The 23,275-nt window shown below is 50.8% G+C and carries 15 protein-coding genes and 1 pseudogene; 14 read left to right on the top strand and 2 right to left on the bottom strand.

Annotated features, from left to right (window positions below):
• The first annotated feature begins 470 nt into the window (after positions 1-470).
• Positions 471-2,747, top strand: a complete 2,277-nt coding sequence (locus tag L1F29_RS27340; RefSeq protein ID WP_258385184.1) for an RCC1 domain-containing protein — start codon at positions 471-473, stop codon at positions 2,745-2,747.
• 565 nt (positions 2,748-3,312) lie between these two features.
• On the opposite strand, the pseudogene L1F29_RS27335 reads toward L1F29_RS27340, so the two are convergent.
• Positions 3,313-4,599: pseudogene (locus tag L1F29_RS27335) on the bottom strand (IS110 family RNA-guided transposase).
• A gap of 446 nt (positions 4,600-5,045) precedes the next feature.
• Here L1F29_RS27335 and L1F29_RS27330 point away from each other — a divergent pair.
• The 5 genes from L1F29_RS27330 to L1F29_RS27305 all read left to right on the top strand — a co-directional run bounded on the left by L1F29_RS27330 (position 5,046) and on the right by L1F29_RS27305 (position 11,905).
• Positions 5,046-6,035, top strand: a complete 990-nt coding sequence (locus tag L1F29_RS27330; RefSeq protein WP_258385183.1) for an aldo/keto reductase — start codon at positions 5,046-5,048, stop codon at positions 6,033-6,035.
• Positions 6,036-6,117: 82 nt separating this feature from the next.
• A complete protein-coding gene (locus tag L1F29_RS27325; protein ID WP_258385182.1) occupies positions 6,118-6,504 on the top strand; it encodes a MerR family transcriptional regulator in 387 nt (128 codons plus the stop codon).
• A gap of 703 nt (positions 6,505-7,207) precedes the next feature.
• On the top strand, positions 7,208-8,230 hold the full coding sequence (locus L1F29_RS27315; RefSeq protein WP_258385181.1) for a carbohydrate-binding family 9-like protein: 1,023 nt from the start codon (positions 7,208-7,210) through the stop codon (positions 8,228-8,230).
• Positions 8,231-8,236: 6 nt separating this feature from the next.
• Positions 8,237-10,864 (top strand): transglutaminase-like domain-containing protein, encoded by a 2,628-nt coding sequence (locus tag L1F29_RS27310; RefSeq protein WP_258385180.1) that lies wholly within the window; start codon positions 8,237-8,239, stop codon positions 10,862-10,864.
• 6 nt (positions 10,865-10,870) lie between these two features.
• Complete coding sequence (locus L1F29_RS27305) at positions 10,871-11,905, top strand: glycoside hydrolase family 18 protein (protein ID WP_258385179.1); 1,035 nt, start codon at positions 10,871-10,873, stop codon at positions 11,903-11,905.
• Between the two features lie 218 nt (positions 11,906-12,123).
• Here L1F29_RS27305 and L1F29_RS27300 read toward each other — a convergent pair whose 3' ends face one another.
• The gene (locus tag L1F29_RS27300) at positions 12,124-14,040 is read right to left on the bottom strand and encodes a glycoside hydrolase family 76 protein (protein ID WP_258385178.1); all 1,917 of its coding nucleotides are present in this window, start codon (positions 14,038-14,040) and stop codon (positions 12,124-12,126) included.
• Between the two features lie 435 nt (positions 14,041-14,475).
• On the opposite strand from L1F29_RS27300, the gene L1F29_RS27295 reads away from it, so the two are divergent.
• The 8 genes from L1F29_RS27295 to L1F29_RS27260 all read left to right on the top strand — a co-directional run bounded on the left by L1F29_RS27295 (position 14,476) and on the right by L1F29_RS27260 (position 23,056).
• Positions 14,476-15,357: a GNAT family N-acetyltransferase gene (locus L1F29_RS27295; RefSeq protein ID WP_258385177.1), complete on the top strand. Its 882-nt coding sequence runs from the start codon at positions 14,476-14,478 to the stop codon at positions 15,355-15,357.
• 112 nt (positions 15,358-15,469) lie between these two features.
• The gene (locus L1F29_RS27290; protein WP_258385176.1) at positions 15,470-16,264 is read left to right on the top strand and encodes a DeoR/GlpR family DNA-binding transcription regulator; all 795 of its coding nucleotides are present in this window, start codon (positions 15,470-15,472) and stop codon (positions 16,262-16,264) included.
• A 38-nt stretch (positions 16,265-16,302) separates the two neighbouring features.
• Positions 16,303-17,598, top strand: coding sequence for a UDP-N-acetylglucosamine 1-carboxyvinyltransferase (gene murA / locus L1F29_RS27285; protein ID WP_258385175.1), 1,296 nt, complete (start codon positions 16,303-16,305; stop codon positions 17,596-17,598).
• Positions 17,599-17,924: 326 nt separating this feature from the next.
• Complete coding sequence (locus tag L1F29_RS27280) at positions 17,925-18,578, top strand: response regulator transcription factor (RefSeq protein WP_258385174.1); 654 nt, start codon at positions 17,925-17,927, stop codon at positions 18,576-18,578.
• Between the two features lie 21 nt (positions 18,579-18,599).
• Positions 18,600-19,706 carry a sensor histidine kinase gene (locus L1F29_RS27275; RefSeq protein ID WP_258389822.1) on the top strand — a complete coding sequence of 369 codons (1,107 nt, stop codon included), beginning with the start codon at positions 18,600-18,602 and terminating at the stop codon, positions 19,704-19,706.
• Between the two features lie 123 nt (positions 19,707-19,829).
• Positions 19,830-20,765 carry an ABC transporter ATP-binding protein gene (locus L1F29_RS27270; protein ID WP_258385173.1) on the top strand — a complete coding sequence of 312 codons (936 nt, stop codon included), beginning with the start codon at positions 19,830-19,832 and terminating at the stop codon, positions 20,763-20,765.
• Between the two features lie 35 nt (positions 20,766-20,800).
• The gene (locus L1F29_RS27265) at positions 20,801-21,907 is read left to right on the top strand and encodes an ABC transporter permease (RefSeq protein ID WP_258385172.1); all 1,107 of its coding nucleotides are present in this window, start codon (positions 20,801-20,803) and stop codon (positions 21,905-21,907) included.
• Positions 21,908-23,056, top strand: a complete 1,149-nt coding sequence (locus L1F29_RS27260; protein WP_258385171.1) for an ABC transporter permease — start codon at positions 21,908-21,910, stop codon at positions 23,054-23,056.
• Positions 23,057-23,275 lie beyond the last annotated feature (219 nt).

The following is a 23,275-nucleotide window of genomic DNA, read 5'->3' as shown; positions in this document are numbered from 1 at the left end:
CGGAATAGCGATGCGGGGTCTCGAGGCTCAGGTCCTCGATCCGAATAATCATCGATAAGCAAGATCGTCATGGCAGATAAATCGGTCATCCTGAGCTTCACAGTCAGAGGCCAATCCTTGTTGATGAGGACACTGCCGGGACCATAAGATGTTCGAAGATGTTGAAGGACAAAAGATTGGTAATTGGAATGAGGAATGAAAGAAGGCTTCAAAAGGGAACACGCTCCAATCGTGAGTAGTAAGGGACATACCCTTCTCGCGATTTTTGCGGAATTCGGGAAAAGTCAAGTGTTTTCTGAGGAAATCACCAAAAAATTCTAGAATATTTTCCATAATGAATAATGGGATTAATTGAAAAGTTCCCCTACCCAAGTAGGAGGATGCGAATAAAGATGGTTCGGGGAAACCCTTGTCCAATCTGCCTCGGCAAATGCCGAGAGGCTATGTAACGTTATGGGAGGGAACGATAGATGGAAATACGCTTTCGACGGCTAATGGGTATCATTTGTTTTCTTTTCGCTTTTGTAATTCTATCGAATACGGCGTTTGCCGCGGAAAGCGGCGACACAGTCCAGGCCCTGGGAGACAATAACAGCCAAATTGCCGACGGCAGTCCGACGAATGATGTCGCGAGCGTCACGGATACGGTTTATCTGGCTGGGGGGTGTTCGCATAGTTTGGCACTCGGAAGCGACGGTATTGTTTGGGCGTGGGGGGATAATTACTGGGGAGAGCTCGGCGATGGAACGACGACAAACCATACCACGCCTATTCCAGTCAAGAGTCTCGATGGGGTGCATAACATAGCTGCTCGCGAATGTAAAAGTTTGGCGCTCCTAAACGACGGAACCGTCTGGGGATGGGGAATTCAATTGCCTTTTGGAAGTGATCAAGATTCGGCTCCTGGCCCGACTCCTCGTCAAGTGAACGATAAATCAGGCCATGCTTTTGATTCGGTAGTCGCCATCTCTGCGGGGGCTAAGCATAATTTGGCACTCAAGAGCGACGGTACCGTTTGGGCATGGGGAGGGAATGAATATGGACAATTGGGTGATGGAACCGTCTCGGACCAATACTCCTATGAATTTAGTCCCGTTCAAGCGCAAGGTCTCGATTCGGTCGTAGCTGTTGCTGCGGGCATGGTGCATAGTTTGGCGCTCAAGAGCGACGGTACCGTTTGGGCGTGGGGCGGGGAAAGCAGTATTCCCGTTCAAGTGCAAGGTCTCGATTCGGTCGTTGCCATTGCTGCCGGGGCGACGCATAGTGTGGCTCTCAAAAGCGACGGTACCGTTTGGACGTGGGGAGATAACAACTATGGACAGCTCGGGGATGGAACAACGACAGCGCGTACCACTCCCGTTCAGCTCGCCAGCCTCGCAAATGTGGTCGGCGTAGCTGCAGGCAGTTATTATAGTATGGCACTCAAAAATGACGGAACCGTCTGGACGTGGGGGGATAATTACTGGGGCCAGCTCGGTGATGGAAGTACGACTCAACGTCCGACTCCCGCTCAAGTGGAGGATCTCGATTCGGTGACTTCTATCGCAGCCGGAGATAACCATAGTTTGGTACTCAAAAGCGACGGCAGTGCTTGGGGATGGGGAGATAATGGGAGTGGCCAGCTCAGCGACGAGAGTACGACGAAGCATCTTATCCCTATAAAAATTCAAGGACTCGGGAATCGTGGGCCGGAATCCATCCTTTATCGATTTAAGGGAACGATTTTCGACTTTGACGCTAGCCGCATATTGTGGAGACAGTTGGAGAATTATTGGGATGAAAGCGTTCATTTGAATAAGCAACGCTATGTTTACTGGCTGTACAACCGTGCGGATCAAAGCCAGGTACGAGTGTTCGAGAACGCCGATCCCTATCACCTGGTTAAGATGGAGTTATCCGCTAAAGGCGTGGTTTATGATGATGGTCACAATATACACTATTGGAAGGACGGCGCGGTTCAATATAGTTGGGACGGACAGAACCTTGAAGTAGTAAATGGGAATTTTGCGATCTTGGGCAACAGCGTTGTGAATGTAACGACGGGAGAGTCACGTTCATTGCCAAATGCAGATTTTATTTATAACCGTGACTACGATCTGTCGGCTGACGGAACGGTAGTTTATACGTCTCACTATCTTCCATCGACTTTGTACAAGTCGCTTCCCGACGGTACGTTGACGACGTACGAGCCGCCATCCCCGGACACTCACACATTCTACGGTGCGCTGACGGATGGGAAAACCCTTATTTATAACGAACTCCTGCAGAATACCGGGCGCAACTCCAAGTGGGCGCTGCGTGTTCGCAGCGCCAATGATCGGATAACCACGCTCGCCACGAACCCTTTTGATCCGTCCGATTATGCCGCGGACCCAAGAGATTCGTACCAGATCAATAACGGATGGATTGCTTACAAGAAGGCTGACGAGGAAACAGGGCGTTGGGTCTTGGATGTCCGGTCGCCTGAAGGCGTGATTAAACAAGTATATGCTGCCCCTCACGGGTCGTCATGGAAAGACGTGCCGCTCTCCATCAAGCAATTGGCACCGGACGGTACGTTGGCTTACACGTATCAAGACACCACTTATGTATATTCCGCACAAGCGGGCACAATCTTGTATTCCTTCAACGATCCGGGAGAGCTGGAATACCGGGAGCATGTCCTAAAGGATATCGATGGCGTTGAATACCGGTTTTTAGCGTGGTACCGACTTGACGGCGGTTTGTTGTACGGCGTTCGATTCTGATTGCGTCGTCCGTTTACAATTGGGCAAAAAGAACAATTAGGTGGCCTTGGTCCTGAATTCCATCGGGCTGAGGCCGTTTAGTTTTGCTTGCAATCGTTCATGGTAGTAAATTTAATGGTAATCATCAATATCAACCTTGAGCTCTCATCTCGCGGCCTTCACTGTTTTATTAATCAAATAGTGATGTTCGGCAGCTTGTTCAACTCCCTCGGTACAATGCAGTTTTCTCACGAATGCTCGCTTATTCGCAGGATCTCTCCAATGGATAAATCGCTATCCGGATAGAAGAGGGGATGTACCGTCAAATTCGGCAACCGAAGCGCATGCGGGAACAGAAGGGGCGAGTTTTCGCTCCTTTTTTACTGCTCTGTTGCACGCTGCTCCACGTACCTCCGGAGGCTTTCACTCCCATTTCTCGACGGGTCGACGCCCTTTCATTCCTTCGTTACGCCTATCCGGTGGGTGGAGGCCGGTTATCCTAACGGTACGGGTCTGTGCCCTTTTGTTGAACGCAATCCGGTACTCCGTGCAGTCTTGAGATCCCGCGAATAAGCCAGTATTCGTGCTAATTGAGAAGCAGTTTAGCAGCTTGTTTCATAGGAAGAACTCGATCCGGTTCGTAAGCTTCGCCGCTCTGTGCCATGGCAACCAAAAGGCGTGCCAGCTTGCCGCAAAGCTTCATGACGGAGCGCATCGGTTTCATGCTTTTCGTCTTTACATTCACTTCATGCTGTCGTTTAAACGATACATCGTTCATGATGAGGGCCATGGTTGCCATGAACAGGGCATGCCTGAGCCTTGGTCGGCCACGTTTGCTGATGGTCATCTAGCCTTTCCATTTGCCTGAACTCGCTTCAGCCAGGTTGAGGCCGGCATGCCGTAGCAACGCGTTACCATGTGCATAGCCGCTGAGGTCGCCTGCTTCACCGAGAATGCCGGCGACAGACAAGGTGCTCATGCCCTTCATTGCCAGCAGGGGCTTAGCCAGCGGAATCTGGGCCAGTGCAGCCGCGACTTCATCCTTAATTACCTGCAGTTGCTCCACAGCCAGATCATATTCGGCAAGTAGCTGTTGCAGATGAAGCTTGTAGGCTTTCTCGGCATGCTTGGCGCCGACGGAGTGAGCTGCGAGAGCCAGTAGTTCGCCAGCTCTACGTTCACCACTGTGCCGCTTCATGACCGTTTTCCAACCGTCGACTACCTGGCGAACGGTGAGTTTTTGAAGATCGGCAGGCGTAGGAAAGAGACGCAATGTGGCAAGCGATCCAGAACCAATGAGGTGCTTGTATACCTGCCGAAGCTCGGGGAACACAATGTCGACCCAGCGGTGAATCTGGTTCTTGACGCTGATGAGACGATGGACAATTGTCTCCCGGTTCGCCATGAGAACGCGCAGTTCCATGAACACTTCACTGGTTTCTTTGATGAAGGTGTAGTAGCCGTTTTTCACCATGTCGGCGATAACCAAGGCATCCTTGATGTCGCTTTTGGATGGCGTATTGTCGCGATTTTCCTTGTTCTTTTTGACGAGATGAGGATTCACCAACACGACCTCGAGGCTGCGATCTTTGAGCCAGGTAGCGAGGCTGAGCCAGTAGTGGCCGGTTGGTTCCATGCCGATGATGGCGTCGTCTAGTTGGTTCGTTTCCTGCAAATCTTTCATCCACTGGAGCAGTTGGCAAAAGCCGGTGTCGTCGTTGGAAAAGTGAAGTGGAGTGCCAAGCAGGATTCCGCGAAAGTTGACGGCGCGAGCAACGTGGGACTGCTGGGCGATGTCGATGCCGACGACAAGATGCTGGGTTGAAATACGTTCGAGCAGTTGATTTTGTTTGGCTTGAGCTTTAAACTTCAAGATAGAGCGACCTCCTTAAGATGGCTAAAGGGCTATGACCCGTGACTAACCCATCGTACCGGAGGCGCTCGTTTTTGTGCAAAGCGCAAAATTAACGCTCTACAGGAATCCTAACGGGACACGATAGTTGAATGAGCTAATGCCTCGATTTACGAAAACCGGATTCCCCTTGAGAGGGATCCGGTTTATTCATGCAACGAATGGCTTAGCGTACGATTTTTTCCGTTTCGTGAGGTGGCCCCTATTAGGCATGATAATATAGCTGTAGACCGGCAGCTGCGTTAACCTAACCAGCAGGTTTCATTATAAGGCCTATTAATTTTACAATAACGCTTGACTTGGAGTTAACTCCAAGTGCAATAATATCGGATATCAACAGGCAACCCGTAATCGGATTACACTGCGTTCGAAGGAACAATAACATTTGGAAAGCGAGGAACAAACCAATGGAATATGTGAAACTTGGAAATACCGGCTTGGACGTATCCCGGCTTTGTCTTGGCTGTATGGGCTTTGGCGCAGCAGAGCGGTGGATTCATCCATGGATACTTGATGAAGAGCGCAGTCGTCCCATTATAAAAAAAGCGCTGGAGCTTGGCATCAATTTTTTTGATACGGCGAATGTATATTCAGACGGAACCAGCGAGGAATTTGTCGGACGGGCTCTTAAGGATTATGCCAATCGGGACGAAATTGTCATCGCGACGAAGGTTTATTTCCGTATGCATCCAGGTCCTAATGGTTCCGGTCTTTCCCGAAAGGCAATCATGAGTGAAATCGATATGAGCCTGAAGAGGCTGGGAACCGATTATGTAGATTTGTATCAAATTCACCGCTGGGATTACAATACGCCCATCGAAGAAACGATGGAAGCCTTGCATGATGTCGTGAAGGCCGGGAAGGCAAGATACATTGGCGCTTCGGCCATGTACGCATGGCAGTTTCTGAAGGCGCTGCATACAGCCGAGAAGAATGGATGGACCCGGTTTGTATCGATGCAGAATCATTTGAACCTCTTATACCGCGAAGAGGAGAGAGAAATGCTGCCGCTTTGTAAGGAAGAAAAGATCGGTGTGATTCCATATAGTCCGCTCGCATCGGGAAGATTGACGCGCGATGGGTCGGAAACGACACATCGTTCCGAAACCGATCAAGTTCAGAAATCGAAATACGATGCGACTGCGGATGCCGATCGATTGATCGTGGAGCGGGTTGCGGCAATAGCAGAGAAACGGGGGGTTCCCCGCGCTCAAATCGCACTTGCCTGGCTGCTGCAGAAAGAACCGGTAACAGCTCCCATTATCGGCGCTACGAAAATGTCTCATCTCGAAGATGCGGCAGCGGCTCTTTCGATTACGCTAACGCCCGAAGAAATTGCGTCGCTGGAAGAGCCGTATGTTCCTCATCCGATCGTTGGTCCCATTGTGATGCAATGACGGTTTAGTATAAGAAACGACAAGAACGCCCTATCCATTTTCATGTGCGTTCTTGATACGAAATCGGGAGGTGAAATCTCCATTGTTGATAGCAGAAGTAAGTGGAAAATTTAATTTATCGCAGGATACGCTCCGCTATTATGAACGCGTCGGACTTATTCCGCGCGTGAACCGCAATAAAAGCGGAATTAGGGATTATACGGAAGAAGACTGCAGGTGGGTAGAATTTATCAAATGTATGCGGGGAATAGGTCTTCCAGTTGAAATATTAATTGAATATGTCGGGCTGTATCAGCAGGGTGATGAAACCGTCGGTGCCAGAAAAGAGCTTCTAATCGAGCAGCGCAGACAACTGGCAGCAAGAATGGAAGAGATGAAGAAAGTGTTGGAACGTATGGATGATAAAATTGCGAGATATGAACAGACCATCCTTGAAAAAGAAAAAACGTTAAACAGGGCGCAAGATTAGATCGTCCGTAACGTTAACGGAGAACTAGATCAATAAAACAGCAAAAGGATCCGCCGCGGCGGATCTTTTTCATTTTCAGAAGCACAAAAAAAGGCCCTGCAAGATAGCCCAAAAAAGGGGTGTTTTGCAGGGCTCTCCTCTTGACGGGTTCTCAAGCCGTTTAGAGGAGCAGAAAAAAAGGTTATATAGGAAGGTTACTAGATTTAGCGCCATAACTCCAATTAGAAAAATCCAAGTAAATTAGAATTGGCTCATTTTCAGATCGGATCCTGCCTGCTTTCTCATCAGATTCGGATTTTTGCTGATGGCACCGGCGAACAGGAAAGAAAAATTCAAAACCAATCCCATCCGTGCTGAAAAAGTAGTAAACGTACCGATCAACAGTCCTAGTCCGACAAGGAACTCGCCCCATGGCACTACCACTGCGGTACGATTGGTTTTTCTCCAACGGCCGTTCTACTTTAGGGCGATTATTCCTATTTACATGTTTGGCAAGGTCGCGTAGATTTATATGGACGTTCCACTAATGATAACGGTGATGTCCTCAACAAGAGCACGGTTCCTGCAGAGAGATAGAATGCGGTGGGAGCGCATGCCATATCCAAGGCGCAGCGTAATCATTGGCATGGACGTTCGGGAGCGGTTATAACCCATAACTGACAACGACAGGCGGGCCCGATGAAAATGAAGCGGAGGGAAGGACATGTACGGAAGCGGAGTACCGGAACCGAGAATTGAATACGCTCCCAAGCACTATATATGCAGACGCGCCCAAGGGACGCTAATGTTGGACGGCCGTGTAGATAAGCCGTTTTGGGCTGGGACGGATTGGACGGATGAATTTGTCGATATCGAAGGCGATCTTCGCCCGGTGCCGACGAAACGGACTCGGGTAAAAATGCTGTGGGATGATGAATATTTCTACTTCGCGGCGGAGATGATCGAGGATCAGATTTGGGCGACGCTGACTGTGCGGGATTCCGTCATTTTTCATGATAACGACTTTGAAATTTTTATCGATCCGGATGGGGATACGCATCAATATTACGAGTTTGAAATCAATGCGCTCAATACGGTATGGGACCTGCTGCTGGTGAAGCCTTACCGCGACGGCGGCCCTCCGGTGAATGGCTGGGATATTAGCGCCCTCAAGACAGCCGTGCATATTGACGGCGAGCTGAACCGCCCCGGTGCACATAACCGGAAGTGGAGTATTGAAGTGGCTATGCCGTGGGCTAGCTTGCGGGAGTGTGCAGCCGGAGGCCGCCGGCCACTGCCAGGAGAATTCTGGCGCGTCAATTTCTCCCGCGTTCAGTGGCAGACGGAGGTGCAAGACGGCGAATACCGGAAAGTGCTAAACCCCGAGACAGGCAAGCCTTACCCGGAGGACAACTGGGTGTGGTCGCCGATGGGTATTATCAATATGCATTATCCCGAGCTGTGGGGCTATGTCGTGTTTGCGGACGGAGACACTCCGCAATCGTTTGAGCTTCCGCAGGATGAACGCATTAAATGGGAGCTTCGCAAGCTCTATTACCGCGAGCGCAATTATTTTGCGGCCCATGGCGAATTTACAGCGGATCAGAAGCTGCTCATGGGCGATGATACGTGGAGTATTGATCCCGTGATCGAGACGACCCGCAGTCTGTTCCAGATTACCGCTCCGTCCTTGGACGGGGAAGGCCATATCTGTATACGCGAAGACGGAAAACTATGGAAGGAGTGAAGGCAAGTGACGACCCAGGCATCCATATTTTCTTTGAACCCTCATACGATGGAGGGAATCGACCGGAAATTCCGCAAGAAGCAGACTCTGGCTGCGGCACGCCGACATGAACTGTTTGATATTTTTCAGGAGGGGCTATCCGATGAGGAGACCTGGGCTTTAAAGTACTTATTCGCCTGCATGCCGGTAAATGATATGGCTGACTATGACGGGGCATTGTTCTTAAGCCATGTTCGTCAGACGCTGGATATCCGCAAGCAGGTGCCTTGGGGTGAACGTGTGCCGGATCATCTCTTCCTTCATTTCGTGCTGCCGTTCCGGGTAAATACGGAAAATATCGAAGATTCCCGCGGCATACTGTATAACGAATTGCTCAAACGGACAAGGGACTTGTCCATGGCGGACGCGATTCTGGAGACCAACTACTGGTGCCATGAGAAGGCAGCGTACATAGGTAGCGACGAGCGAACAATATCGCCGCTCACCATGATCCGGAATGCGCAGGGACGCTGCGGTGAGGAATCCACGCTGGCGGTAGCCGCGCTACGCAGTATCGGCATCCCTGCTCGCCAGGTATATACACCGCGCTGGGCTCACTGTGATAGCAACCACGCATGGGTGGAAGCTTGGGCTGACGGCCAGTGGTATTACATAGGCGCTTGCGAACCGGAAGCTCGTCTTAACCAGGGATGGTTCAGCCCGCCTGCCCGCCGGGCGATGCTGATCAACACACGCATTTTTGCGGACTATCCGGGACCGGAGGAAATTACGCTGGCAGATGAGTGGTTTACGGAAGTTAACCTGCTGCAGAATTATGCCCCTACACGCACCATCCATGTTAATGTGAAGGATGGGCAAAATGCCCCGGTGAGCGGGGCGGAAGTCCGTTTCGAACTGTACAACATGGCGGAGCTGTACCCGATCGCTGCACTGCCGACGAATGACCGGGGAGAAGTCTCTTTTAAAACCGGCTTCGGCGATCTGATGATTCGTGCCGTCAAAGACGGCAAGTGGAGTGAAATGAAAGCAACCCCGGCAGAGGACCGCCTTGAACTTGTACTTCATGCTTCGGAACAGCGAGATGGAACGTTGAACTTCGACTTGGTTCCGCCTCCGGAACGTGAAGGAGAAGCGGTAGATGCGCTTTCGGATGAGAAGATTCAACGGCATAACAGCCGTCTCGAAGAAGGAACGAAGATTCGGTGCGATTACGAAAGAACATTCCTGGGCGAGGAGGAGGTGTCCCGGTTTGCCCAGACGGCAGGGCTTCCGCCCGAGCGGGTATGGGATGTTCTGCAAAAGGCCCGCGGGAACAGCCGGGAAATCGCAGCCTTCCTTCAGGAACGTTCCGGTGAATACGGTGAGTGGCCGCTGCGTCTGCTGGAGAGTTTGAATGATAAAGATATGATCGATACGTTCCGGCCTGTGCTGGATGACCATCTGATCTACGCTCTCCCGCAGCGCGGAGATCTTGCTGAGGACACGTTTACCAACTATGTTCTTTGTCCACGGGTCTCGTATGAAATGCTTACGCCATACAGACGAATTTTTCAGGAAGCGTTTAGTGCCGAAGAGTCGGCAGCGTTCAGGTCCAATCCTGCGGAGCTTGCCCGAAGACTGGAGCAGGGATTTGTGATTTGGGAGGATCTCCCCAACTTGAAGGGAAAAGGAAATCCGCTCGGTACATACAATCTGAAGATGGGCGATCCGGTCTCGTTGACGATTCTGTTTGTGGCGGCATGCCGCAGCTTGGGCATTCCGGCGCGCCTGCACCCGAGTGAACAGAAGCCTCAATATTTAAAGAACGGCAGCTGGGAAGATGCGGTGTTCACTTTAATCGCTTCCGACCAGAAGGAGAACATAGCTTGGGGAATGCTGCGGCTGCTCCGTGACCCCGAGGCAGCTCAGGACGCTCCGGCAGCTTCCTATTATAACAACTTCACCTTTGCCCGACTTGAGAATGGCGTGTACAAAACGCTGGTCTATCCATATGGCAAATCCGACGTTTATGATGAGCCGTTCGAGGTGAAGCCGGGGGCTTACCGTTTAATATCGGGTATACGTCTCAAGGACGGCACGGTGAGAGTGCGTTTTACTTGTTTTACTGTACGTGCCGGTGAGCAAACGGACATTACTCTTACCTATCGTGAGACGACGGAAGACATCCCCGTGCTCGGTACTTTAGACCGCAGCAGCACCTTTACGCAGTTGAATGGGGATTCCAGTATACTGGGCGATCTTATTGGAAAGGAAGGCGCTATTGTCGCGTGGATTGAACCGGAGCGGGAGCCTTCGAAGCATCTGCTTCGTGAGCTGCGAGAACTGGCCGAACCGCTTAATAAGCTGGGAATTCCGGTCGTTATTGCGGTCGGGGATTCGGAATGGACAGCTTCATTTAGCGCTGCCAATGATCCAAAGCTGCCGTCACGCACGATTTTTGTACGGGATTCAACGTATGCTGCTTTACCGGATTTCATATTGGAATCCCCGGCACATGAAGCCGGTTTCCCGCATCTGTTCGCGCTCGACAGCGAGGATCAAATCCGGTATACGTCATCCGGGTACAAGATTGGCACCGCGAAGGAAGTTTTACACATTATGTCTGGTTTCATTCAAGCTAAAGGATCGGAGTGAAGGGGAATGTCGAAGAAATATATTGCGGCCGGCTATGTCGGCGATGCTGCACTTCCAGAGATGACGCGGGAAGATTTGTTGAAATTGACGCATTTGAACGTGGCCTTCGGTCATGTCCGAAACGATGAGATTAGCATAGAGCATTTGAAGCATACCGAGGCGATCCGGACAATAAAGCTGGAGCATTCTGAGCTTACGGTGCTGCTGTCGGTAGGAGGGTGGAGCGCTGGCGGATTTTCCGAGGCGGCTTCCACCGAGGAAGGAAGAAATAGCATGGCGGCTTCTGCGGTACGGGTGCTTAACGAGCTTCCTTTTGACGGGATCGATCTGGATTGGGAATATCCGTGTTATGGCGAAGCTGGCATTGAGGCGAGTCCTGATGATAAGCAGAACTTCACATTGCTGCTCAAGACGATCCGGGAAGCTCTGGATGCGAAAGGCTCGCAGGATGGACGGCATTATTTGCTTACGATTGCGGCAGGCGCCGATCAATATTACGTAGACGGCACGGAGATGGATCAGGTACAGCAGTATCTCGATTTCGTCCAGCTAATGACGTATGATATGCGCGGCGGTTTTCAAATTTTGTCGGGACATCATACCAATCTATACACTCCGACCGGCGATCTGTTCCGGATTAGTACGGACGCTTCCGTGAACCTGTTCCTCCGGGCGGGCGTGCCGAAGGAAAAGATCGTGATCGGTGCCGCATTCTATTCCCGCGTCTGGAACCAGGTGCCGGACCGCAATCACGGCCTTCATCAAATGGCCGGGAGCACCGGCGGGTACGGGCCCGCGTTCACTGAGCTTGCCGCAGACTACATCAATAAGAATGGTTATACCCGTTATTGGGATGAAGAAGCCTGCGCACCGTATCTGTTTAATGGCTCTAGCTTCATATCCTATGATGATGAGGAATCGATTCAGTGCAAGTGCGATTATGTGAAGTCTAAGGGTCTGGCAGGCATCATGTTCTGGGAGTACAGCTGCGACAAGACGCACCGTCTGCTGGATGCTTTGCATCAAGGGCTTCAAAGGTAAAGCTTTTCGAAGAAAAGCTTGCTTCGGGATCGGGACATAAACACCACTTCCCTTACTGAGGGACGGTACACGATTGTTGAATAATAGGCTGAAATGGCAGCGGCAGTCTAAGACTCTACTTTCAGGGTCTTAAACCGCCGCTTTTTCTTATCATGGATAGGTTATTACATTATTTTCATAAGCAACATGGGCCGTTGGAACGACGGACGCCCGTTGTTTTATTGTCCGCCGTATACTTCGACTTCATAAATGCGCGTGACGTTATCGCTTCCGGCATTGGTAATCGCGAGCTTCACATACCGGGCAAGGACAGGCGTAATAGAATGGCTGGTTTCACTGGCGGCGTTGTCGGCCGCTTGAACGACAGCAGACCACGTTGTTCCATCTTCGCTCACGAGAATGCTGTAATCCCGCGTATTCCATTTCGGGTTCTCACCGCCGAACCCCGCATGCTTGATCACAAATTTCGATACCTCCACGCTGGATCCGAGATCAACCTGGAGCCACTTCTCTGGGGAGCCGGAACAAAATTTGCTATTCTGCTTGAAGGCTCCGTCGAAGGCTTTCTCCGGACCTTCCGAGGCCGCGCAGCTTTGTGAGCCGCTACCCGCTTTGTACAGAGCTAAGTTAGGTCCGTCAGGACTCGGTTCGCCATAGATGGCAAACTCGGCGATGATGGCCGGATTCGAAGCGGTATCGGTTATATTCAGCTTCACGTACCGGGCTGATGTCTGCAGGATGTGATGGGTCGTTACATTAGCTGTGTTCCCCGACCGTTCGGCGACTTTGGTCCAATGGATGCCGTCCTGGCTGATTTGAATATTATAGCTTTTGGTATTCAATGCGAGGTCATCTCCCGCGGCACCCGCATGATAGACCGCAAATTCGGATAGCTTATACTGGGCGCCCAAGTCTACCTGCAGCCACTTGTCAGCCGCTTGCGTACAGAACTTGCTCGAAGGCTTTACCTTCCCGTCAATGGCATTAATCGGGCCTTGCGCAGCATCGCAAGGTTCTGAGCTTGTTGCAGATCCGCCAGGCGCCACATTCAGCAATGCGCTGGAGCCTGTAGGCACCTTCTTGACGAGTCCGTTAACGGCATCCAATGCGGAATGCTGCGAAGCCGCGCTAAAGGTGTCGGCCGGCGCGTACCATTTGACACCGATCTGATTCAGGCTGTTCCTGTTCGCCCATAAGGAATCCACGCTTTTCTCTATAAATTTCCGGTATTTGATATCATGCGTCGTATCGTACAGATAATTAAGGTTTCGCATGAAGATGCCCTTGAACGACGGACCGTCGCCGCCGCAGCCGTTCTCATCGCACGGTTCCTGGAGGATGCCGTCCGAATTGACGAGAGTCGTTATGGCCGCATCGGCGATCGCCTTGGCCGTATTTAAATATTGGGCATCCCCTTTAATTTTGGAGAGCTCAATCAAACCGCCCAGAATGACGCCTTGATTGTAGGTCCAGGTGACGTCGCCATTGTTGCTGCACGTATTGTTCAGACCGTCATTCACCAGATTGTCCGAATTGATCATCCCGCTGCTTTGGAACCACGCCCATTCTTTTTCCGCCCAGTCCAGATAACTCCCTTCGCCGGCATCCCCGGGCGTCCGCTGATGCAATCGGGCCGCGATGGTTAGAAACAGCTCATTCGTGATCGCATTCTTGTAGCTCCGGTCTTTATTCCACCAAACGCCACCGCTGCAGATCGAATCCCATGCGCCTTTCATATCTTCGAAGATCGTTTTGGCCATATCCAGATAGCGCTGCTCTTTCGTCAGATCATAGGCTTTAATCCAGGCAAGCGCCCACCAGCCTTCATCATCGTAGTAATGATTCAGGAAATTCCCGGCTTGATGCTTCTCATATGTATTCGCAATGACATGAAGGAATTCGGTGCTTCCCGACTGCGAGCTGTAATCGATGATCGCTTCCAGCGCATTCGCGGAATTCCACCAGCCGGTACTATCCCATAACCCGTTATTCTCGTTATACCATCCCTGCAGCCCTGAAGCGATAGCGCTTCCAATTGTGCTGTACTTATTGCTTTCCGCATGTGCCATACCATAAGGCATAAGAAGTGTGAGCGCTAAGATTATAGCGGCGACCCTTTTCTTGAACAAAGACATAATCATCCTCCTGCCTAAAATAAAGTTAAGATTACGAGCGACTCCATCACCACGTGCCACTGGAGCACCACAGTCACGTCATAGCTATCACCCCCTTAAAAATACGCAAGTTTTACTACTTTATGGGAATGATTTGAAGAATATGATTTTCCTTAAAAGGATAAAACACAGATTTTAGAATAAAACGACATCATTGTAAATATTATGTTTTATTTATAATAAACGACAATAGTATCTTTATAAATAGTACGAAAGCATGAAATATAAGCATGCATGCTTCGAGAAAGCGTATTATATGAATCATTGGGGTTCGATAAAGTCAGTGAAGAAGTGATTGACGGCGAAATTATTCGGGCACTTCAACTAAAATGACTGTTGCTGGCTTCTCGATCAGGTAATAGGAGACAATGCGTCCTCCGAGGAAGAGGTGACAAAGTGATTAGCGTAAATGTACGTCCCTATCAGCAATCCGATGCTGACGCAATCGCGGGTATTATTAATGAAGATCCATACCATTTTCAACAGGGTATAACATCGCAAGAATTCGAACGTGGTTTGGACGAGCCTGGAGAACGAATTCGCGACAATACCTTTGTTGTCGCTGTACATGAGCAAATCGTTGGATTCATCTCCCTATGCTTCAGCGAGTCTGTCGGCCATTGGACGGTTTATAGCTATTCCGGCGTCGCGATGAATTGGCGGAGAAGAGGGATTGGTACACAGATGCTCCGCTTCATCCTTGCACATTTAAAGAAAATGGCCCGGCATGAGGGCAGGACCATGGTCTACGTCCACCGTGCCGATTCCAGAGTGCCTGGCATGAAGGAGCTGGCTCTTCAGCATGATATGGCTGTCGGATACGAGCTGCTGATCCTCAGGTATACGCAGCTGGATCTGGTGGCCGTAAGTCCTGCGGCAGGTTATTCTTTCCATTCACCTGAAATTACGGATGCTGCGTCATGGGCGTCTATATATAATGATGCCTTCGGCGGTCGTAAAACGGCGGATCAAGTTATTCATGAGTTTACCAGCCCGGAATACAATCCTGATTTATACATAATGGCTTCTCATTCTGACGGCGGACCGGCTGCATTCATTAATGCGAAAGTCGTTGGGGAAACCGGGAAGATCCCAACACTTGCGGTAAGGACGGAGCATCAGGGCGGGGGGTTAGGCAAGGCATTGCTGGCTGAAGCTCTATCCCGATTAAGAGCGGCGGGCGCCAAGGAAGCACGGATTGAACAGGCGTGCAACAAAAATGCAACGAAAGACGTTATTGGGTTGGTGTGGATGAATCAGTGTGTGCATTTACTCTGAAAACCGAAACAACATGCTGAATCATGTAAATTATTATTGACGAACATGAAACATAATGAATAAAATAGATATCATCAGGTCAAACCAACGTTAACCATATGAGGGGGTTGAAATGTTAACGGAAGAGCGTCGACAGCAAATATTGGAGCTGCTTCAACGGAACCAACGAATCGTCGCCAAGGATCTGGCCGATCTGTTTCACGTATCGGTCGATTCCATACGCAGGGATTTGACGATTATGAAGGAGCAGGGACTGCTTAAGAAAACATACGGAGGAGCGATCCCGGTAACGCAGCTTCGAAGCTTGCCTCTCCCTGAATCTCTGCGTTATGGAGAAGGCTCTCCTCATCAGAACGCCATTTCCAGGCTAGCTGCCTCTTATATAGGCGAGAATGACAGCGTGTTTATCGGCGGTGCAGGCATTCATTACGGCATGCTGAAGTATCTCTCCAGAACGATGCCGTTTACGGTCATCACGAATTCGCTAAAAATCGCCCAGACGATCAGAGAAATGGATAACATCGAATCTTATCTGATCGGCGGAAGGCTCAGATCGGCTTCAGGGAATCTCATCGATCCGTTAGCGATTGAACAAATCCGCCGGTTTTCGTTAGATCTATGTTTTATAACAGGCGGGGGAGTATCGTCGAAGGGCATAAGCACGACTGCTCCGGATGGAGCCAGCTTTGCCCGCACGGTAAACGAAATATCGCGAAGAACAATATGTCTGGCTCCCCATGAAAAAATGGGGGTCGATATGTTTGCAAGAACGCTGCCTATTCATGAATTAGATCTGGTCATTACGGATGCCGGGGCCCCGGCCGCCGTCATCCGGGAAATTGAAGACCAAGGCGTGGAAGTGGTCGTTGCCGCGGCAGAATCGGATTCAAGCGCAAGCGGGTTATAGCATACAAAGTCGTAAAGACCACAGAAAGAGGGATAGAGATGAAATGGATCGAAGTTGAACGCTCCTCGGGCTTGAACGGAACGGTCAAAATTCCCGGCTCCAAAAACAGCTCACTGGCTTTACTGGCTGCTGCCTGCTTGTCGGATGAGCCGGTTCGATTGGCGGGTATACCGGAGATTGCCGACTTCAAGGTGATTTGCCAAATTGCAGAGGATATCGGAATTCAGATGTATCGTGAATCTACAGGCTTGGTGTATATTGATCCGCGTCATATCCATAGCGCTTCGATCGATCCCCGCAAATCGTCGATGTTCCGAACCGCCTATTATTTCGTAGGGGCGCTTCTTGCCAAATGCGGGAAGGTTAGCGTCGGGTATCCGGGCGGGGATGATTTTGTGAAACGTCCCATCGATCAGCATATTAAAGCGTTCGAATCAATGGGAGCCGCATTTACGTATCACCAAGATTATTACGAAGCAGAAGCCCGGGAATTGAAAGGGGCGGATATCTACTTCGATACGATTACGTCCGGGGCGACGATTAATAGTATACTGGCTGCCGTTCGCGCCAAGGGTCAAACGGTATTGCGGAACGCTGCAAGAGATCCGGAAGTCGTCGATACCGCGATTATGCTGAATCAAATGGGTGCCAGAATCACCGGTGCCGGAACGGACACGATTCGGATCGAAGGCGTCCGGAATCTTCGGGGTTGTACGTATACGGTCATACCGGACCGGCTAATTGCCGGCGCATTCTTGATTTCCGCCGGGGTAACGGGAGGATCCGTAACGGTCGAGGACGTCATTCCGGAGCATCTGAACTCCTGTATTGCGAAGCTGAAGGAAATCGGCCTGCATATCGAGACGACGCCTAATACGATAACGGCCCAGTCGACCGGCGCATTGAGGGCAACCCGGGTGAGGACGGCCATGTACCCCGGTTTCGCGACTGACCTGCAGCAGCCGCTAACGGCTCTGCTCACTCAAGCGCCGGGTAAAAGCATCGTCAGCGACAGGATCTATCCCAAACGGTTCAATCATGTCTATCAGTTAAGAAGAATGGGAGCGGATATCGACCTTCGTGCGGGAACGGCGTTTATTAAGGGCGGCGCTCCGCTCCGGGGCAATTTGGTTCATGCGACCGATATTCGGGCAGGCATTTGCCTTCTTCTTGCCGGTTTAGCCGCGGATGGCAAAACGAGCATTACCGGCATTCAACATTTTGAAAGAGGTTATGAACATATTGTTGAAGATTTCCGTTCCCTGGGAGCCAAGATCGGCCAGCATGATTCGAACGACGGGAATAAGGAGCTATTGCAGATTACGAGATCGTGATAGCTGCTTCATGAACAAGACGAAAAAGACTGCCGCGCGGCAGTCTTTTCTATTATCGAGAACATTTTTCATAAAGCGCATGGGAACCAAAACCGATTAAATAGGCTGCAAACGGGATTACACTTATTGCGAAAGTAAAATCCCTATAATTCACCGATTCTCCTGGCTCAGCCAAGATTCTGCCTATTCCTCCTATGTCATATCTTCGCATAACAAGGTTATAGACACATTAAATCTGAAAAAGTTTCCAGAATATTTCCATAAAAATTTAATTAGAATATCCCCCTTGCCCCATGTAAAATATGGATGAAGGGAGTGTAGGCCGCTTGAAAATCAAAGTGATGATTGCGGATGACAATTCTTTCATCCGGGAAGGAATGAAGATTATTCTGACATCCTTCAACGAATTCGACGTCGTGGCGACCGTCGAGAATGGTCATGAAGCCGTGCAATACTGTGAACGCCATGAGGTGGACGTGGCGCTGCTGGATATCCGGATGCCGGAGATGAATGGGGTGGAAGCGACCCGGCTTCTGACCGAACGAACGGCAACGAAGCCGCTCATCCTGACGACGTTCGACGATGACGAATATATACATGATGCGATTAAATTCGGAGCCAAGGGTTATCTGCTGAAGAATAACGATCCGGAACGAATCCGCGATGCGATCCGAACCGTGCATAACGGACATCATGTGCTCCAGGATGTGGTGCTGGATAAGCTGAAATCCGGTCTCATTGCGGCGGATAAAGATAAGGTGTCGGACAAAGGGGATAAGATCGACAGAACTCCGTTCACGGAGAGAGAACTGGACATCATGGCGCTGATTGCCAAAGGTCTGGCGAACAAGGAGATCTCGAAGAAGCTGTTTATCTCGGACGGGACCGTAGCCAACCATATTACCTCCATCCTGAGTAAAACGGGGCTTGAGCATCGGACGCAGATCGCGATCTATTACCTGACGGGAGAGCGGAACTGAGTGCGCCAGCGAAGAACGTCAATCGAGATCTGGTCCATTCTGAACAAAGCGGTTCTATTGCTCTATGTCATTAGCCTGTCTTATATCTCCACAACCGCAATAACGCCATGGTTTACGTTATCCGTTCTGTTATATTTGTGCTTGAACATCTCTGTCTACATTTTCAAGGACGCTGCCGTTCCTCTTCTGTCGGGCCTTTCCGGCGCTTTAATTATATCCGCCTCTCTTTATGTTCACCCGCTGCTGATCCTGCTTGTCCCGGTGAATCTATTTGAGTTCGGATCCTATTACAGCAAGAGTTCCGTCATCGTCTTCTTGTTCATGCTTATTCCATGGCCGTTCCTTCCGCAAGACATGCTCATCGAATATGGATATGCAGCCTCGCTGAGCGCCGCCTATTTGACTCTCCTCCGAACGTATTCGGGGCGAATCGAATCGTACAAGGAAGAGCTGGAGAGCATGCGCGGCGATATTCAGACCTTGACGCAGCGTCTGCACGAGAACAGCGAATATTTGAAGCAGTCCGAATATATGTTCAAGCTGGAAGAGCGCAATCGCTTGTCTCAACAAATTCACGACCATGTCGGGCATTCCATGACCGGTGCGCTCATTCAGATGGAAGCCGCGAAGCGGTTAATGGCAGCCGACGCGGAGAAATCGGCGGAGCTGCTGCAGAATGCGATTCATATTTCCAAAGACGGCATTGAGAGCATCCGCCTCGTGCTGAAGAATGCGAAGCCGCCCACGGAACAGCTGGGCATCAACCGGATGAGATTATTCATCGATGAATTCGCCGCCGTACATCCGATCAAGCCCGCATTCACTTACGAGGGCAACGTCGATCTGATCTCTCCGTTCCATTGGCGGATTATTATGGAGAACGTGAAGGAAGCGCTGACCAATACGATGAAATATGCGAACGCGACCGCCGTATCCGTGCATATCCAGGTGCTGAATACCGTCATTAAAGCCGAAGTATCCGACAACGGCCGGGGAGCATCGAAGGTCATCAAGGGGCTGGGGGTCATCGGGATGGAGGAACGGACGGCTGCCGTGAACGGCACGGTGATCGTCGACGGCTCGCGGGGTTTCTCCGTCACCACCTTGATCCCCTTCAGCGATAAGTGAATATTCTCTGGATGCAAAACATGAAGAATCTCATGGGTAAGGATGAACTTGTGCACTTCCGCAGGTTCATCCTTTTTTTGTACGATAGGATTAACTTAGAAAACGATGCGGAGGTTGAAGAGAATGAACGTTCTTGAAATCAAACAGCTTACGAAAAAATTCGGCGATTATATCGCTGTCGATAACTTGTCGTTGTCCGTCCGGGAGGGCGAGATATTCGGATTTCTGGGGGCGAACGGCGCGGGCAAAAGCACGACGATCAATATGGTCGCCTCGCTGCTGCCCGTGACCAAAGGGGAGATTCACATCCTAGGTAAAAATATCGCCAAACACGGCAGGTTCGTGAAGTCGAACATCGGCATTGTACCGCAGGAGCTGGCCATCTATGAAGATATGACGGCTTACGAGAACGTTCAATTTTTTGCGGGGCTGTACGGACTAAGGGGTGCGTTATTGAAGAGCCGGGCGGAAGAAGCGCTCGCGTTCGTCGGGCTTGGCGATAAGCATCGGAGCTATACGAAGAATTTCTCGGGTGGCATGAAGCGAAGGCTGAATATCGCCTGCGCGATCGCCCACCGGCCGAAGCTGATTATTATGGATGAACCGACCGTGGGCATCGATCCGCAATCCAGGAATTATATCCTGAATTCCGTCAAGAAGCTGAACGAGATGGGAAGCACGATCATCTATACCAGCCATTACATGGAAGAGGTTGAAGAGCTGTGCACCCGAATTGCCATCATCGACCACGGCAAGATTATTGCCGAAGGGACGAAGAAGCAGCTGAAGGCGATCATTACGAATCAGAAGAATACCGGCATTGAAGTCCGTTCGACCGATATGCTGCAGGTAGAGAAGCTGAGGGAGATCCCCGGCGTCAATACGGCCGAGGTCGATGATACGCTCGTTAAGATCAGCTCCGATGCCGAGGTCAACAATCTGAACAGGATCATTCAGCAGCTGATGGCGGACGGGATGGAGATCCGTTCGGTGGAGGCGCATGAGCCTAACCTGGAGACGGTATTCCTGACGCTGACCGGCCGGAGCTTGCGGGATTAAGAACGGATGATGGAACTTAAGGGGAGGCGGGACTTGTGAATATCCTTCGAATCGCTGTAAAGGAGTTAATGGTTTTTCGGGATTTTAAGATGCTTGCGTTCATGTTGGTTACCCCGGTTGTGCTTATTCTCATATTGGGAACGGCGCTTTCGAGTTCGTTTAACGGCAGTGCGGCGATCGGCGATATCCGTGTTCTCTATCAAGACAATAGCGCTCCCGGCAGCGCGCTTGCGGCGCAATGGGAATCCTTCTCCCGGGAGGCAGGGACATCCGGCGTTCTCTTCGAGAAAGCGGACGGGAAGACAGATGGCATGGGGGCGGTGCAGAACAATCGGTATACCGGCTATGCCGTGATAAGCGACAGCGGCCTGAACTACTACGGGAACAGCCGCAGCACGCTTGAGAGCAGCATCGTCGAAGGGATGCTTTCGGCGTTCGCCGATCGGTATAAGCTGGCCGCCGAAGTGGCGAAGACCGATTTGAAGGAGCCGGCTGCGGGAGGCGGGGATTACGTACAGGAAGTCTCGCTGGATGCAGCCAAGCAGCCGGGATCGATGGATTATTTTGCCGTCGCCGTGACGACCTTGATTATCTTATACAGCGCGCTGTCTGCCGAGCATCTGATCAAGAACGAGATCAAGCAGCATACGGCGGTCCGACTGATGGCGTCGCCGGTTACCAGAGCGGAGATTCTGACGGGGAAGATTCTGGGCACGCTGGTGCTTAATTTTCTGTTCATGGTTATCGTTGTCCTCGTCAGCAAGTATGTTTTCAATGCCAATTGGGGCGACAATTTGGGACTGGTATTCCTTGTCTTGTCTACGGAGATTGTGTTTGCCCTCGGCTTGGGGCTCGGGATCAGCTATGTCGTCCGCGAAGGGGCTTCGGGTGCCGTTATTATGATCATCGTCCAGCTGGCGGCGTTCTTGGGAGGATCGTATTATCCGGTCGAGGATACCACGGGAATCATGCGGACCTTATCGGATTATTCACCGCTGCAATGGACCAATGACGCCATTCTGAAACTCATCTATGCCGATCATTACGCGGCGTCCATCACCGCCATGCTGCTTAATTTGGGATGTGCCGCCCTGCTGCTGGGAATTGCCGCTGTAATGATGCGAAGACGGGAGGGGCTGTAAGTGAGCGATACGCTGTGGTTAATCCGCAAGACGATGATCACCACGTTCAAGAACTACAAGAATCTGCTGCTGTATATCGGCATGCCCATCTTGGGGATCCTTCTGGCCAGTCTCATTCATGGCGGTTCGGGAGAAACGGCGCTGAATATCGGCATCGTCAATCATGATAAAGGCCAGGCTGTGACGGAGGATACGGTTCAGTTTATACTTCAATTGGAGCATGTGCAGGCAGAAGAAATCAAGGAATCCGAGGCAAGGGATCTTATTGTGTCGGGAGAATTAGATGCCGTATTGATGTTTCCGGGCGGATTTGCGGAGAGCTTGAAGAACGGCGCTCCAGGCAGCGTTCAGATCGTCTCCATCAAAGGGACGCAGGTCACCGGATACGTCAGCTCGTATTTGAATGCCTATATCAACAATATCGCTGCGATCGGCCGGACGGTCCAAGGAGACACGGCTTCGTTTGACACGATTTATAAGGGATACCGTCAGTCGGATTTCGAATTATCGGCAGCGAAGGTGGAGGACCGGTCCGCGAACTACGGGATGACCAAGCAAACCATCGGCTATCTTCTGATCTTCATGCTGTTCTCGGCGGTCAATCTGTCGGGCATTATCATCAAGGAAAAAGAGAACCGGACCTACTACCGGCTCCTCGCTTCGCCGATCTCGCCTCGAACGTATGTAGCCTCGAACGTGATTGTGAATCTGTTCATGATGATGATTCAGATCGCGGTGACGCTGATCGTCATGATCCGGTTCTTCCATATCGATCCGGGCATCCCGTTCTGGCAGATGTTCCTGCTCCTGCTGCTGTTCGCTATGGTGGCGATCGGGCTATCGCTAGTCATCGTGGCATTCGCAGACAACTCCATGACGGCCAATGCTTTGCAAAGCATGCTCATTATGCCAACCTGTTTGCTCGCCGGATGTTTATTCCCGATCGAAGTCATGCCGGCCTCGATTCAGCGCATCGCCGACTTTCTTCCGCAGCGCTGGCTGCTGGACACGTTCGGCAAGCTCCAGCAGGGCAGTTCCTTAGAGAGCCTGCTGCTGAACCTCGGGATATTGCTGGCCTTCGCCGCGGTATTGTCACTGATTGCCATCTACAGGTTCGGAAGGAATAAGGAAATGCGGAGCTATATTTGATGATGGAGGATTGTGAAAACTGAGCAATCGCAAGAATGAATGGGCTGCCCGCGTTGGCGGTCCTTTCTGTTTTCGCTTGTGAAAAGTTTCAGGAATCGGCTGCTATTCACGCAAAAAGCATTGGATCAATCGTATGCGAAATTTCGATTTCTATATCTGAAAAATGAATTTCTTATCCAACTATTAGCCATATCATGTTATTAATTTTCCGTAAATTCG

It is taken from the genome of Paenibacillus spongiae (assembly GCF_024734895.1).
Lineage (GTDB): Bacteria > Bacillota > Bacilli > Paenibacillales > Paenibacillaceae > Paenibacillus_Z > Paenibacillus_Z spongiae.
The sequence above is the reverse complement of the archived record's forward strand: the minus strand, read 5'-3'. Positions and strand labels throughout refer to the sequence as shown.